Genomic DNA, 14,036 nt, shown 5'->3' on the forward strand with positions numbered 1-14,036 from the left:
ATCGATTAACGACTATGCTGAGTTTCCGTGACTAGACGCGGAAAGATCGTCTGTACGCTTGGCCCAGCGACCTCCACCGGTGAGATGGTGAACGCGCTGGTCGAGGCGGGAATGGACGTCGCGAGACTCAACTTCAGCCATGGCGACTACGCCGACCACGAATCCAACTACAAGCTGGTGCGCGGGGCATCGGACACCACTGGCCGCGCCGTCGGCATCATGGCCGACCTTCAGGGGCCCAAGATCCGGCTGGGCCGCTTCGCCGACGGCCAGACGGTCTGGGCGGCAGGCGAGACGGTGCGGATCACCGTCGAGGACGTCGAGGGCACGCACGATCGCGTGTCGACCACGTACAAGCGGTTGGCCCAGGACGCCAAGCCAGGCGACCGGGTCCTCGTCGACGACGGCAACATCGGGCTGGTGGTCGAGCACATCGACGGCAACGACGTGGTTTGCTCGGTCACCGAGGGCGGCAAGGTCAGCAACAACAAGGGCATGTCGCTGCCCGGCATGAACGTGTCGGCTCCCGCTCTTTCGGAGAAGGACATCGAGGACCTGGAGTTCGCGTTGCGCCTCGGCGTGGACCTGGTCGCCCTGTCGTTCGTGCGGTCGCCGTCCGACATGGAGTTGGTCCACGAGGTGATGGACAGGGTCGGCAGGCGCGTACCGGTGATCGCCAAGCTGGAGAAGCCCGAGGCGATCGACAACCTGGAGGCCATCGTGCTGGCGTTCGACGCCATCATGGTCGCCCGCGGTGACCTTGGCGTCGAGCTGCCACTCGAGGAGGTGCCGCTGGTTCAGAAGCGGGTCATCCAAATGGCCAGGGAGAACGCCAAACCCGTCATCGTGGCCACCCAGATGCTTGAGTCGATGATCGAGAACTCGCGGCCCACCCGGGCCGAGGCGTCCGACGTCGCCAACGCCGTGCTGGACGGTGCCGACGCGGTGATGCTGTCGGGCGAGACGTCGGTGGGCAAGTACCCGCTGGAGGCGGTCAGGACGATGGCCCGCATCGTCACCGCCGTCGAGCAGAACTCCACCGCCGCGCCGCCGCTGACCCACGTGCCGCGCACCAAGCGGGGCGTCATCTCCTACGCCGCCCGCGACATCGGCGAACGCCTGGACGCCAAGGCGCTGGTGGCGTTCACCCAGTCCGGTGACACCCTGCGGCGGCTGGCCCGGCTGCACACCCCGCTGCCGCTGCTGGCATTCACCCCGTTGCCCGAGGTCCGCAGCCAGCTCGCGCTGACCTGGGGCACAGAGACGTTCATCGTGCCGCACATGGAGACCACCGACGGCATGATCCGCCAGGTCGACAAGTCGTTGTTGGAGCTGGAGCGGTACAAGCGCGGGGACCTGGTGATCATCGTCGCTGGTGCCCCTCCGGGCACAGTAGGCTCGACCAACCTGATCCACGTGCACCGGATCGGGGAGGACGACCACTAGGAGGTCTTGAGTGTCTGCCGGCGACCTCGCTGAGCTGCTGGCGGTGCTCGACCTCCAGCGCGTCGACGACGACACGTTCACCGGCGGGCATCCGAGCAAGAACCCGATCCGGACGTTCGGCGGCCAGATGATGGCGCAGGCGTTCGTCGCGGCGAGCAGGACACTGCGACACGAGCTGCCGCCCAGCGCGCTGTCGATGCACTTCATCGCGGGCGGTGATCCGGCGAAGGATCTGGAGTTCCATGTCGTGCGACTGCGCGACGAACGCCGGTTCGCCAACCGGCGGGTCGACGTGATGCAGGACGGCGTGCTGTTGGGTTCGGCGTTGGTGTCGCACCTGTCGGGTGGACGGGGCCTCGAGCATGACATCGACGCACCGAATGTCCCTGCCCCGCACGACCTTCCGACGATCGATGACCTGCTGCGCGGCTACGAGCAGACGGTGCCACACTTCGTCAGCGCACTGCGGCCGATCCAATGGCGCTACACCAACGACCCGGCCTGGGTCATGCGCGACAAGGGGGAGCGGCTGCCCCACAACCGGGTGTGGCTGAAGACCGACGGCCCGATGCCCGACGACCCGCTGATGCACACCGCCGCGTTGGTGTACTCGTCGGACACCACGGTGCTCGACTCGATCATCACCACGCACGGCCTGTCGTGGGGTTTCGACCGCATCTTCGCGGTCACGATGAACCACTCGGTGTGGTTCCACCGGCCGATCCGATTCGACGAATGGGTGCTCTACGCGACGTCGTCGCCGGTGGCGGCCGACTCGCGGGGCCTGGGCACCGGGCACTTCTTCGATGAATCCGGGCGCGTGCTGGCGACGGTGGTGCAGGAGGGAATCGTCAAGCACTTCCCAGGATCTCGGTCCTAGCGGGCGTATCGTTAGCTGGGTGGACGAGTCACCCGTACACGTGGCTAGCGTCAGGTTGCCGGCCCGCGAGCGGGTCGTGGTGCACGTGCACTCTCCTGCGGCCCGCTGGATCAGCTCGCTCGCGCTACTGAGCGGGTTCGGTTCGCTGATCCTGATGTTGTTCCACGACCATCGGGAGCCGGCGTGGGTGCTGACGATCTTCGTCGCGGTGGCCTTCATCGCGCGCGGCATCTTCCTGGGCAGGCCGGTGACGGCGGCACACGCCTGGTTGGCGCTGGCTCTGCTGGTCGCCGGCTTCGCGGCGCGGGTGGTGTTCGTCGAGGCGATGGGCAACGCATTCGTGGTCGCCGCGGGTGTGGCACTGATGTGGCCGGCCGCCGCCCGGCCCAATCCCGCTGACCGGACCAAGGTTTGGGCCCTGGTCTCCGCGACGACGGATGACCCCGTCGCGCCGTTCGCCATGCAGGCGACGAAGTGTCATCACTTCAACTCCGACGGCACCGCGGCGATCGCATACCGCACCCGGTGCGGCTACGCGGTGGTCAGTGGCGACCCGATCGGCGACGAAGCCCAATTCCCCGATCTGGTTCGCGATTTCGTCAGGATGTGTCACGCATGGGGGTGGCGCATCGTGGTGCTCGGCTGCAGCCAGCGTCGGCTGGGGCTGTGGTCGGACGTCGCGGTGCTCGGGCAGGTACTGCGACCGGTGCCGATCGGACGTGACGTGGTGATCGACGTGGCCGGCTTCGACATGGCCGGACGCAGGTTCCGCAACCTGCGCCAGGCGGTGCAGCGCACCAGGAATTCCGGCGTCACCACCGAGATCGTCGCCGAGCAGGGCCTCGATCACGACCTGCTCGTCGAACTGACCGAGGTACTACTGGCATCACCCAGTGGTTCACGTACGGAACGCGGCTTCTCGATGATCCTCGACGGCGCGCTGGAGGGCCGCCATCCCGGAATCCAGTTGATCATCGCCCGCGACGAGCACGGTCGGGTGCAGGGATTTCATCGGTACGCGACGGCCGGCCACGGAAGCGATGTCACTCTGGACGTGCCCTGGCGCCGCAGGGGCGCCCCCAACGGCATCGACGAGCGGTTGACGGTCGACATGATCGCTGCTGCCAAACAGCAAGGTGCCGTGCGTCTTTCGCTGGCTTTCGCCGCGTTCCCGGAGATCTTCGACGACGAGAACCGCGGCTCGATTCAGAGTCTGTTCTACACCGCGATCCACCTGGGTGATGCGCTCATCGCGCTGGAGTCGCTGTACCGGTACCTGCGCAAGTTCCACGCGTTGGGTGACCGGCGGTACGTGTTGCTGCCGCTGACCCAGGTGGTGCCGCTGCTGGTGGTGCTGCTGTCGCTGGAGTTCATACCGCGCCGACGGCACCTGACCGGTTAGGGAGTCGGCGTAGGGGTGATGCTGAACTGGGTCTCCACGCGCTCCTGGAGCTGGTTCACGCACCCCTCGACGGCTTTCGGGTCCGAGCCGGCACGGGCCACGCAGTCGAGGTAGTCGGTACCGCCGACTTCGGAGAACACACCCACCCAGATTGGGATGAAGACGAGCGACACGATGACGGCGAGCACACCAAGCAGGACTCCGGCGATCGCGACGCCCCCGTTGGTGGCCTGGCCGCGCTTCGCCCTGCCGCGGCCGATGATCCCGATGATCACCGCGACGACGCCGAGCACGACACCACCGATCACCGTCCAGCAGAACACCAGACCGAGGATGGCGACGACGAGTGCCGCGATGCCGAGGCCGTTCCTCGGCCCTGTCGGAGGCGGTTGATAGCCGCCGTAGTAGGGCTGCTGCGGCGGAGGATATCCGCCGGGATACCCGCTCATGACTGGTGAGGGTACTCGACCGGGCCCAACGAAAGAACCGGGCAGGAAATGTCGTCGGGGAGGTGGTGGGTCGCCACGACGACGGCGCGGTCCGCCGGGAACAGCCCGTCCTGGGTGAGCAAGTCGGTGAGGATGCGCCCGCCGTCGGCGGCGTCGAGGTGTTCGGTCGGCTCGTCGAGCAGCACGATCGGGAAGGACGAGACCAGTGCGCGCGCCAGGAGCAGCCGCCGGCGCTGCCCTGCCGACACCGCGGCAGCACCGCCGGCCAGGACGGTGGACAGTCCCTGGGGCAGACCGCCCAGCCACCGCTGGAGACCAACCCGCGCCAGTGCCGAGCTCAGTTCGGCGTCGGTGGCGTCGCCGCGGGCGACCAGAAGGTTGTCGCGCACCGTGGTGTCGAACAGGTGCGCGTCCTCGGCGAAGAAGCCGGCTTCCCGTTCGGCGCTGGGGGTGCCCCCGCTTGCGGGGGAGAGCGAAGGGACTCGGGGAGTGGTTGCGGCCGCGGTGGCCATCAACAGCGTGGTCTTTCCACAGCCGCTGGGGCCGATGACGGCCAGCCGGTCGCCGGGTCCGACCTCGACGGGCGCCACCGCCAGTCGTTCGCGTCGGGTCGGGTCCGGTTCAGTCAGCGCGATCAGACGTCGGGTGGCGATGCGGGCGCGGGTCAGTTGCGTGGCCGCGGCGGGCAGCGCCGTGGTCGCCTCGAACGCCGAAAGCGGCAGCAACATCAGGATGGCCAGGGTGGTCGGGGCGACCAACGGAGCCAACGAGATTCCCGCAACCAGCGCCCCGAGAACGCTTGCGCCGAGCGCGAGGGTCGGCACCGCCGCGGCGAGCGCGGCAGGCGCGGTGGCCCGGTCGGCGGCGGCACCCCAGACGTGCTGTTGCCGCGTGGATTCGGCGACCACGTCATCGAGGCGACCGCCGACGCGTAGTTCCGGCGCGTGTTCCAAGGCCAGCATCGCGGCGGCGTCCCGACCCGAATGATGATCGACGGCAGCCTCTTCAGTGGCCGTCGCCGCGCGTGCGGCCAGCCACGGCGCGAACACGCCCGCGAGCAGGAGGCAGCAGGCGAGGGCGGCCGCTGCGGCGGGGGAGATGACGGCGACGACCGCGACGGCGACCGATGACAACACTGCAGCGACGGCGATCGGCAGGATCGCGCGGACGAGCACGTCGGCGAGTTCGTCGACCGACGAACCCACCCCTGACACCAGGTCTCCACTGTGCAGACGCAACGCCGTCTCCGCGGGAGCGTCGACCAGTCTGCGATACAACCGGGTGCGTGCGGTGCCCGCGGCGCGCAGCGCGGTGTCGTGCGACCCGAGGCGCTCGCAATACCCGAGCACGCCGCGCGAGATGCCGAGCGCGCGAACGGCGACCACCGCGACGGTCAGGTCGAGCACGGGCGGCATCTGCCACGCCCGCGCGATCAACCACGCCGAGACCCCGGCCAGCGCCAGCGCGCTGCCGAGCGCGAGCACACCGAGCGTGACCGCCAGTGCCAGACGGGACCAGCGCGGGCGGAGGAGGGCGAGTGCTTCACGCAACGAGGACGTCACCCCCGACGTGCACCACGCGGTCACCGATCGCGGTCACCCGCTCGCGGTGCCCGACGAGCACCACGGTCGCTCCCGCCCGCGCCCGCTCGACGACGGCGCGCAGTACCCGATCTTGTAACTCGGCGTCGAGGTGCGACGTCGGCTCGTCGAGGAGCAGCACGGGCGCGTGGGACCCGAGGGCGCGCGCGATGCCGAGTCGCTGCCGCTCGCCGAGCGAGAGGCCGACGCCGCCGCGGCCGATCACGGTGTCCAATCCGTCTGGGAGGGTCGCCAGCACGTCATCGAAACCCGCCGTCCGGCAGGCGTTGTCGATATCGTCGATGGCCCCGAACAGCTCCAGGTTCTCGCGAAGGGTGCCTGGCACCAGGGCAGGGCGCTGGGTCAGCCAGGCCACCTGCGACCACCAGGCCCGCAAGTCCAGTTCGTCGACGTCGACTCCGGCGACCCGAACCCGCCCTGACGTCGGCCGGGTCAACCCGAGGATCACGTGCAATGTGGTGCTCTTGCCCGCGCCGTTCGGGCCGGTGAGCACCGTGACCGAACCGGGTTCGACGTCGGCCGTCAGTCGATGCGGCGCTGCACCGTCGCGGCCCTCGACACTGACGTCCTCGAGTCGGATCGACGCACCTGCGGCGGCCACCGGCAACGTCCCCCCGATCGGCTCGGGGGCGGCGTCGAGCAGGCCGAAGGCCTTCTCTGCGGCCGTCTTCCCGTCCTGCGCGGCGTGGAACTCCGTGCCGACGCGGCGCAGCGGCCAGAACACCTCGGGTGCCAGCAGCAACGCCGTCAGTGCGGTGGACAACGCCACCTCGCCGAACACCAGTCGAAGCCCGACGCTGACCGCGACGAGCGCTACGCCGAGGGTGGCGAGCAGTTCCAGCACCAAGGCCGAGAGGAAGGTGATCCGCAGCGTGGCCATCGTGGAACGGCGGTGCGCCGCAGCGAGTTCGGTGATCCGGTTAGCGGGTCCGTCCGCTCGACCGAGCGCCCGCAGGGTCGGGATGCCTGCGATGAGGTCGAGTAGACGGGACTGCAGCGTGGTCATCGCCGCCAGCGAGGCCGCCGACCGTTCGGCGGTGACCAGACCGATCAGCACCATGAAGAGCGGGACCAGTGGCAGGGCGATCATCACGATCACCGCCGACCGCAGGTCGTAGCAGGCCATCACGACCACCGCGGCAGGCGTGAGGAGTCCGGCCAGGATCACCGCGGGCAGGTAGCGGGTGAAGTACGGCCGGAGACCGTCGAGGCCACGGGTGGCCAGTACGGCGGCCTCGTCCCGCCGGGAGGAGAGTTGTCCAGGGGGCAGCGCGCAGACGGTCGTTAGCACGCGCTGGTTGAATTCGGCGATCACGGCCGTGGCGCCGCGCTGGCTCAGCCGGGTCTGCAGCCACTGGGCGGCGGCGCGAACGAGCCAGAGCGTCAACAGGATCCACAGCGGACCCGACCAGTGCGAAACCGGGCGTGACGCGGGGTCGGTGATGATGTCCGAGATGACGTGCGCCAGGAGCACGGCGCAGGCAATGGCGCTTCCGGTGATCGCCACGCCGCAGCACACCGACGCGGCTAGATGTCGCCGCATCGCCGCCGAGGCGTGCAGGCGGTTCACGTCGCTCGCCGTGACAGGCCGATCGGGGCGGGGATCCGTGCGGCCGAGATGCGTTGCCGGAACACCCAGTACGTCCACGCCTGATATGCGATGACGAGCGGGGCGAAGATCAGCGCCGCCCAGCTCATGATCTTCAACGTGTAGGGCGTCGACGACGCGTTCTGCACGGTGAGGCTCCAGTCGGGATTGAGCGTCGACGGCACCACGTTCGGATACAGCACCGCGAACAGCAGGATCACCACGGCGGCCACCACCCATGTCGTGGACACGAATGCCCAGCCGTCGCCGCCCCGGCTCCACACCAGCATGACGGCCGACAGTTGTGCGGCTACCGCGACGCCAAGGATCAGCCACGTCCAGTTCTTGCCGTGGGCCAGTTGGGTCCACAGCCCGAACGCGGCCACTGCGGCGGTCACCGGAACCGCCAGCCGTGAGGCGAACCGGGCGGCGTCGTCGCGCACGGCGCCTTCGGTCTTCAGCCGGGCGAACACCGCGCCGTGGAAGGCGAACAGGCCTGCGGTGGCCAGTCCACCGAGCAATGTGTACGGGTTGAGCACGTCGGTGACGGAGAGATGGATCTGTTTGTCCGCGTCGACGGGAAGGCCGCGCACCAGCGCGGCGAAGACCACACCCCAGAGCACGGCGGGCACCCAGGAGCCGACGGCGATGCCGAGGTCGGCCCACCCTCGCCAGCGCGGGTCGTCGATCTTGCCGCGCCACTCGATCGCGCAGATGCGCAGGATCATCGACAACAGGATCGCCAGCAGCGGCAGGTACAGCCCGGAGAAGAGGGTGGCGTACATCCCGGGGAACGCCGCGAACATCGCACCGCCCGCGGTGATCAGCCACACCTCGTTGCCGTCCCATACCGGCCCGATCGTGTTGAGTACGGCGCGCTGGTGCTGTTCGCGGTCACCCTTGGCGACGCGGCCGAAGGGCTTCATCAACATGCCGATGCCGAAGTCGAAGCCCTCGAGCACGAAGAAGCCCAGGAAGAGCGCAGCCAGGGCGGTGAACCAGAAGTCGTGCAGTGCCATGGCGGGCTCCTTTCAGTACGCGAACGACTCAGTAGGCGAACGACAGGGGTGCGATCTCGTCGTCACCGGGCGGCTTCGGCGGCGCAGGCTCGGAGTCGTGCTCCAGCGGGCCCTCGACGACGTAGCGGCGGATCAACCAGAACCAGATCACCGCGAGTCCCGCGTAGAGGCTGGTGAACAGGATCAGCGAGGTCAGCACCAGGGCGGCCGAATGCCCGGAGACGCCATGGTCGACGGTCAGCCGGAGCATCTGGTCACCGGTCGGGTTGGGCACCACCACCCACGGCTGCCTGCCCATCTCGGTGAACACCCATCCGGCGCTGTTGGCCAGGAACGGCGTGGGCAGCGTCAGCAGGGCGAACCAGGCGAACCAGCGCTGGTCGGGGATGCGGCCGCGGCGGGTCAGCCAGAGCGCGACGAGCGCGAACAACCCTGGGACGGCGAGCAATCCGATCATCATGCGGAATGACCAGTAGGTGACGAACAGGTTGGGGCGGTAGTCACCGGGCCCGAACTTCGTCTGGTACTCCTCTTGAAGGTCCTTGACACCTTCGAGCCTGACCCCGTCGAACTTCCCCTCGGCCAGGAACGGCAGCACGTAGGGCACCTCGATGAGGTGCGTGACGCTATCGCAGTTGTTGTGGGTCCCGATGGTGAGGATCGAGAAGTCGGGATCGGTTTCGGTGTGGCAGAGCGATTCCGCGCTGGCCATCTTCATCGGCTGTTGTTGGAACATCAGCTTGCCCTGGGCATCGCCGGTGAGGGCCAGGGCGGCGGCGGCGACCAACGCGACCAAGCACCCCAGGATGGTCGCGGGACGGTACATCGTGCGGGCCTCATCGGTCTCGCGGGCCCGCACCAGCCACCAGGCGCAGACTCCTGCAACGAACGTGCCCGCGGTGAGGAAGGCTCCCGCCACCGCGTGCGAGAAAGCCGCCGTCGCAGTGTTGTTGGTGAACAACGCCACGATGCTGGTCAGTTCCGCGCGACCGGTTTCCGGGTTGTATCGGGCGCCGACCGGGTGCTGCATCCACGAGTTCGCGGCGATGATGAAGAACGCCGACATGTTCACCGCGACTGCGACGACCCAGATGCACGCCAGGTGCACCAGGCGGGGCAGACGCGTCCAGCCGAAGATCCACAGCCCGAGGAACGTCGACTCGAAGAAGAACGCGACGAGACCCTCCATCGCGAGGGGTGCGCCGAAGACGTCGCCGACGAAGCGCGAGTACTCGCTCCAGTTCATGCCGAACTGGAACTCCTGCACGATCCCGGTGGCCACTCCGAGGGCGAAGTTGATCAGGAACAACTTGCCGAAGAAGCGGGTGAGCCGGTACCACGCGGGGTTGTCGGTGATCACCCACACGGTCTGCATCAGGGCGATCAACGGTGCCAGACCGATGGTCAGCGGGACGAAGATGAAGTGGTAGACGGTGGTGATGCCGAATTGCCACCGTGACACGTCGAGCGCGTCCATCTGCACCCTCTCCCGAGCCGCGGGTCCTGTCTACGACGGATTGTAGTAGGTAACGCCGCAAAGGGCCACGGCCCTGGTCACGCCCGGATTCAGCTGGTGGCTTCGGTGGCTTCGGTGGCTTCGGTGGCTTCCGTGGCCTCCGGCGTGACGTCGGCGGTGGGCTTGGCCTCTACCTTCTTGGTGGTGTTGCGGATGCCGAACGCCGCCACGACCTCCATCACGCCGATGACGATCAGCCAGATGCCCACCACCAGCGCGAGCGTGGCCATCGATTCGAACGGCGACGCCAGGACCACCACGCCGGCGATGAGGCTGATGACGCCGACGAAGATGTTCCAGCCGCGGCCGGGCAGGGTCGGGTCACTGATCGCGGAAACCGTTGTCGCCACGCCACGGAAGACGAAGCCGACGGCGATCCAGATGGCCATCAGCAGCACGGCGTCGTAGAGATGCCGGAACGCGAGTACCGCCAGGATCAGCGAAGCCGCGCCGCTGATGAACAGCAATACCCGGCCGCCAGCGGACACGTGCAGGCTGAAGGCGAAGATCACCTGCTGGATACCCGTTACCAGCAGGTAGGCGCCGAAGAAGATGGCAGCGACGGCGATCGAGATCCCCGGCCACGCCACAACCGCGACGCCGAGCGCGACGGCCAGCACGCCGGAAACCAGAGCCGACTTCCACAGGTGCGGCAACAGGCTCGGTACAGCAGGAGTTGTCATGCGGAAAGTGTTTCATAGCGCTTCCCTTGCGCGGGGAGGTTCTCGGCCACGCTCGGACGAGTCTTTACACAGCGCCGATCGATGGCCGGCGTTAAGTTTCACCTACGACGGCGCCAACACCCGGCTAGTGTTCCGTTACCGGCCACTAATTGAGGCCCAATTTAGAAAGATGAGGCAACTCGTGTCAGGTGGGAAGATGTGGCGCATCGCGGCGGGTGTCGCCGCGGCCGGCGCTCTGGTCCTGTCGGGATGTGCGAGCAACACGGACAGTTCTGGCCCGTCGACCAGCACGAAGGCCGCGGCCGCGGGCAAGGTCGACGAAATCGCCAACACCGTTCCCGAGGAGATCAAGTCCTCAGGAAAGCTGATCATCGGGGTGAACGTTCCTTACGCGCCCAACGAATTCAAAGATCCCAGCGGAAAGATCGTCGGCTTCGACGTCGATCTGATGAACGCGATCGCGTCCACCCTCGGCCTGACCCCGGAGTACCGGGAGTCGGACTTCGCGAAGATCATTCCGTCCATCCAGGGCGGCACCTACAACGTCGGGATGTCGTCGTTCACCGACACCAAGGAGCGTGAGGCGTCGGTAGACTTCGTCACCTACTTCTCCGCAGGCATTCTCTGGGCCCAGCGCCCGGGCACCCCTGTCGATCCGAACAACGCCTGCGGCAAGAAGGTTGCCGTCCAGGCCACCACGACCGAAGAGGTCGACGAGTTGCCTGCCAAGAGCAAGGCGTGCACCGACGCGGGCAAGCCGGCCATCGAGATCCTGAAGTTCGACGGTCAGGACGCCGCCACCAACGCCGTGGTGCTGGGCCAGGCGGACGCCATGTCAGCGGATTCGCCGGTGACGGCGTACGCGATCAAGCAGAGTGCCGGCAAGCTGGAGGCCGCCGGTGAGATCGCCGACGCCGCACCCTATGGCTGGCCGGTGAAGAAGGGTTCGCCGCTGGCGCAGTCGCTGCAGAAGGCGCTGGAACACCTCATCGAGACGGGCGACTACAAGACAATCGCGACGAACTGGGGCGTGGAGAACGGCTTGATCGACAAGCCGGTCGTCAACGGCGCGGTCGGCTAGTCCCAGGCGGCCGAAATGGTTGATGTCGACACGTCGCCGGCTGCCAGCCCAGCCGCTATCGATGCCGTTCCGCTGCGACATCCCTGGCGTTGGGTGGCGGCGGTCGTCATCGTCATCCTCGTGGTGCTGTTCCTCTACGGTGCGGCCACCAACGGGGCATACGGCTGGGACACCTACCGCAAGTATCTCTTCGACGCGCGGGTCTCAGCCGGGGCATGGAAGACATTGCAGTTGACCATCTATTCGATGGTGATCGCAATCGCGCTCGGCATCATCCTGGCGGTGATGCGGCTGTCGCCCAACCCGGTGTTCCGCTCGGTGTCGTGGGTCTATCTGTGGATCTTTCGAGGCACCCCGATATACGTGCAGCTGGTGTTCTGGGGCTTAATCCCGACCATCTACCAGAACATCCAGCTGGGCGTGCCGTTCGGGCCGACTTTTTTCCACCTCAACCTGCAGGCCCTGTCGATCCCCTTCATCCTCGCGACGATCGGCCTGGCGCTCAATGAGGCCGCCTATATGGCCGAAATCATTCGCGCCGGAATCAGTTCGGTACCGGAGGGCCAGTCCGAGGCGTCGACAGCGCTGGGCATGTCGTGGGGCATGGCGATGCGGCGTACGGTGCTCCCGCAGGCGATGCGGGTCATCATTCCGCCGACCGGCAACGAGATCATCAGCATGCTCAAGACCACATCGCTGGTGACGGCCGTGCCCTACAGCCTCGACTTGTATGGCGTGGCGGCCCGCGATATCGCCGGGGTGATATTCCAGCCGGTACCCCTGCTGATGGTGGCGGCGACCTGGTACTTGGCGATCACAAGCGTCCTGATGGTCGGTCAGTATTACCTGGAGCGCTACTTCTCCCGCGGGGCCTCGCGCAAGCTGACCACCAAGCAACTCGAGGCGCTCGCGAAGGCGAAGCAGATGGGCGAGGCGGGGCACGTATGACAGCGGCACCGGAAAAGATAAACCCGCCAATGGTTTTGGCCGAGAGCGTGTGCAAGAACTTCGGTGCGCTCAAGGTGCTCAAGGGCGTCACGCTGGAGATCGGCAAGGGACAGGTACTCGTCCTGGTCGGGCCGTCCGGGTCCGGCAAGTCGACGTTCCTGCGGTGCATCAACCATCTGGAGACCGTGAACGCGGGACGGTTGTATGTGGATGGCGTATTGATCGGCTACCGGGAGCGCGGCGACAAACTGCACGAGATGCCGCCCCGTGAAGCTGCCAAGCAACGACGCGACATCGGCATGGTGTTCCAGCATTTCAACCTGTTCCCACACCGCACGGCGCTGGAGAACATCGTCGAGGCGCCGATACATGTCAAGGGCGTCAAGAAGGCCGTTGCGGTGGAGCGGGCCAGAGATCTGCTCAAACAGGTTGGGCTGTCGGAAAAGGCCGATGCGTATCCGGCGCAGCTGTCGGGCGGCCAGCAGCAGCGGGTGGCGATCGCGCGGGCGCTGGCGATGAACCCGAAGCTGATGCTGTTCGACGAGCCGACGTCGGCGCTTGACCCAGAGCTGGTCGGCGAGGTGCTGGGTGTCATGAAGAAACTTGCCGAAGGAGGCATGACGATGGTGGTGGTCACCCACGAAATGGGGTTCGCCCGGGAGGTCGCCAACCAACTGGTGTTCATGGACGAAGGCATCATCATGGAGAGCGGACCCCCGCGCGAGATGCTGAGCAACCCGAAACACGAACGGACGAAGGCGTTCTTGTCGAAAGTGCTGTAGTGCCCCCCGATCCCGCCGCCCCACTGTGGCGGGCGGCGCAGGTGTTCCGTCTCCTGAGTTGTATCTACGCGTTGGGATTTCAGATCGCGGTCAACGGCGACCTGGAACGGCCTGCGGTCGGATGGGCGCTCTTCGCGGTGCTGATCGGCTGGAGCGTGGCCTGCGCGGCGGCATACCTGCAGGGTTTCGGTCGCCGGCCGGCCTGGGTGATCGCCGAGGTAGCGGTGGTCGCGGTGCTGATGCTGTCCACCGAGTTCGTGGCCTCCGATCAGTGGGTGGCGGCCAACCAGTCCTGGCCGACCACCCTGTGGGCCACCAATGCGACCATCTCCGCAGCGATCTTGTTCGGGCCGATCGCAGGCATGGCCACTGCCCTCGTGGTGGTTGCGGCCAGCGCCGCGTTGAAGGGGTACGTGAGCATCGACGTCGGCCGCAACGCGACCATCGTCATCGAACTCGCCGTTGGGCTGGCCATCGGGATGGCGGCTCAGACCGCGCGCCGTGCCCATGCCGAACTAGAGGAGGCGGCGCGGCTTGCAGCGTCGCTGGAGGAGCGCGACAGGTTGTCTCGCCAAGTGCACGACGGTGCCATCCAGGTGCTCGCCCTGGTAGCCCGGCGGGGACGCGAGATCGGCGGTGCC

Annotated in this window: 13 protein-coding genes; 7 read left to right on the top strand and 6 right to left on the bottom strand. The window is 67.2% G+C overall.

Going from position 1 to position 14,036, the window contains the following annotated elements; all coding sequences use genetic code 11:
* The first annotated feature begins 27 nt into the window (after window positions 1-27).
* From pyk to QOC69_RS00965, 3 genes are read left to right on the top strand one after another with little or no spacing between them, the layout of a single operon-like run.
* Window positions 28-1,446: a pyruvate kinase gene (gene pyk / locus QOC69_RS00955; RefSeq protein WP_526435448.1), complete on the top strand. Its 1,419-nt coding sequence runs from the start codon at window positions 28-30 to the stop codon at window positions 1,444-1,446.
* A gap of 10 nt (window positions 1,447-1,456) precedes the next feature.
* Window positions 1,457-2,326: an acyl-CoA thioesterase II gene (locus QOC69_RS00960; protein ID WP_526435450.1), complete on the top strand. Its 870-nt coding sequence runs from the start codon at window positions 1,457-1,459 to the stop codon at window positions 2,324-2,326.
* A 19-nt stretch (window positions 2,327-2,345) separates the two neighbouring features.
* On the top strand, window positions 2,346-3,728 hold the full coding sequence (locus QOC69_RS00965; protein WP_526435452.1) for a phosphatidylglycerol lysyltransferase domain-containing protein: 1,383 nt from the start codon (window positions 2,346-2,348) through the stop codon (window positions 3,726-3,728).
* Here the strand turns inward: QOC69_RS00965 and QOC69_RS00970 are convergent.
* The 6 genes from QOC69_RS00970 to QOC69_RS00995 form a co-directional block, all read right to left on the bottom strand.
* Window positions 3,725-4,177 (bottom strand): DUF4190 domain-containing protein, encoded by a 453-nt coding sequence (locus tag QOC69_RS00970; protein WP_526435454.1) that lies wholly within the window; start codon window positions 4,175-4,177, stop codon window positions 3,725-3,727. The genes QOC69_RS00965 and QOC69_RS00970 overlap by 4 nt on opposite strands.
* Complete coding sequence (locus QOC69_RS00975; protein ID WP_526435456.1) at window positions 4,174-5,739, bottom strand: ATP-binding cassette domain-containing protein; 1,566 nt, start codon at window positions 5,737-5,739, stop codon at window positions 4,174-4,176. Before QOC69_RS00975 ends, QOC69_RS00970 begins: the two co-directional genes overlap by 4 nt.
* The gene (gene cydD, locus QOC69_RS00980; RefSeq protein ID WP_526435476.1) at window positions 5,720-7,321 is read right to left on the bottom strand and encodes a thiol reductant ABC exporter subunit CydD; all 1,602 of its coding nucleotides are present in this window, start codon (window positions 7,319-7,321) and stop codon (window positions 5,720-5,722) included. The genes QOC69_RS00975 and cydD overlap by 20 nt, the downstream gene beginning before the upstream one ends.
* 23 nt (window positions 7,322-7,344) lie before the next feature.
* The gene (gene cydB / locus QOC69_RS00985; RefSeq protein ID WP_526435458.1) at window positions 7,345-8,385 is read right to left on the bottom strand and encodes a cytochrome d ubiquinol oxidase subunit II; all 1,041 of its coding nucleotides are present in this window, start codon (window positions 8,383-8,385) and stop codon (window positions 7,345-7,347) included.
* 28 nt (window positions 8,386-8,413) lie between these two features.
* On the bottom strand, window positions 8,414-9,862 hold the full coding sequence (locus QOC69_RS00990; protein WP_526435460.1) for a cytochrome ubiquinol oxidase subunit I: 1,449 nt from the start codon (window positions 9,860-9,862) through the stop codon (window positions 8,414-8,416).
* 89 nt (window positions 9,863-9,951) lie between these two features.
* The gene (locus QOC69_RS00995) at window positions 9,952-10,584 is read right to left on the bottom strand and encodes an HdeD family acid-resistance protein (protein ID WP_526435462.1); all 633 of its coding nucleotides are present in this window, start codon (window positions 10,582-10,584) and stop codon (window positions 9,952-9,954) included.
* Window positions 10,585-10,780: 196 nt separating this feature from the next.
* On the opposite strand from QOC69_RS00995, the gene QOC69_RS01000 reads away from it, so the two are divergent.
* From QOC69_RS01000 to QOC69_RS01015, 4 genes are all read left to right on the top strand, one after another.
* Complete coding sequence (locus QOC69_RS01000; RefSeq protein WP_526435464.1) at window positions 10,781-11,665, top strand: ABC transporter substrate-binding protein; 885 nt, start codon at window positions 10,781-10,783, stop codon at window positions 11,663-11,665.
* A gap of 15 nt (window positions 11,666-11,680) precedes the next feature.
* Complete coding sequence (locus QOC69_RS01005; RefSeq protein ID WP_526435466.1) at window positions 11,681-12,613, top strand: amino acid ABC transporter permease; 933 nt, start codon at window positions 11,681-11,683, stop codon at window positions 12,611-12,613.
* A gap of 29 nt (window positions 12,614-12,642) precedes the next feature.
* Window positions 12,643-13,395 carry an amino acid ABC transporter ATP-binding protein gene (locus QOC69_RS01010; RefSeq protein ID WP_526435468.1) on the top strand — a complete coding sequence of 251 codons (753 nt, stop codon included), beginning with the start codon at window positions 12,643-12,645 and terminating at the stop codon, window positions 13,393-13,395.
* The coding region (locus QOC69_RS01015) for a DUF5931 domain-containing protein (protein ID WP_526435470.1) at window positions 13,395-14,036 on the top strand (642 nt) is incomplete at its 3' end. The genes QOC69_RS01010 and QOC69_RS01015, both read left to right, overlap by 1 nt.

Origin of the sequence: Mycobacterium sp. (assembly GCF_032162105.1) — a bacterium.
GTDB lineage: Bacteria > Actinomycetota > Actinomycetes > Mycobacteriales > Mycobacteriaceae > Mycobacterium.

Excerpts from the sequence above, each read along its gene's own strand:
- cydB (WP_526435458.1), bottom strand. The coding sequence starts at position 8,385 with ATGGCACTGCACGACTTCTGGTTCACCGCCCTGGCTGCGCTCTTCCTG.
- cydD (WP_526435476.1), bottom strand. The coding sequence starts at position 7,321 with ATGCGGCGACATCTAGCCGCGTCGGTGTGCTGCGGCGTGGCGATCACC.
- QOC69_RS01000 (WP_526435464.1), top strand. The coding sequence starts at position 10,781 with ATGTGGCGCATCGCGGCGGGTGTCGCCGCGGCCGGCGCTCTGGTCCTG.
- QOC69_RS01010 (WP_526435468.1), top strand. The coding sequence starts at position 12,643 with ATGGTTTTGGCCGAGAGCGTGTGCAAGAACTTCGGTGCGCTCAAGGTG.
- QOC69_RS01005 (WP_526435466.1), top strand. The coding sequence starts at position 11,681 with ATGGTTGATGTCGACACGTCGCCGGCTGCCAGCCCAGCCGCTATCGAT.
- QOC69_RS00970 (WP_526435454.1), bottom strand. The coding sequence starts at position 4,177 with ATGAGCGGGTATCCCGGCGGATATCCTCCGCCGCAGCAGCCCTACTAC.
- QOC69_RS00995 (WP_526435462.1), bottom strand. The coding sequence starts at position 10,584 with ATGACAACTCCTGCTGTACCGAGCCTGTTGCCGCACCTGTGGAAGTCG.
- QOC69_RS00990 (WP_526435460.1), bottom strand. The coding sequence starts at position 9,862 with ATGGACGCGCTCGACGTGTCACGGTGGCAATTCGGCATCACCACCGTC.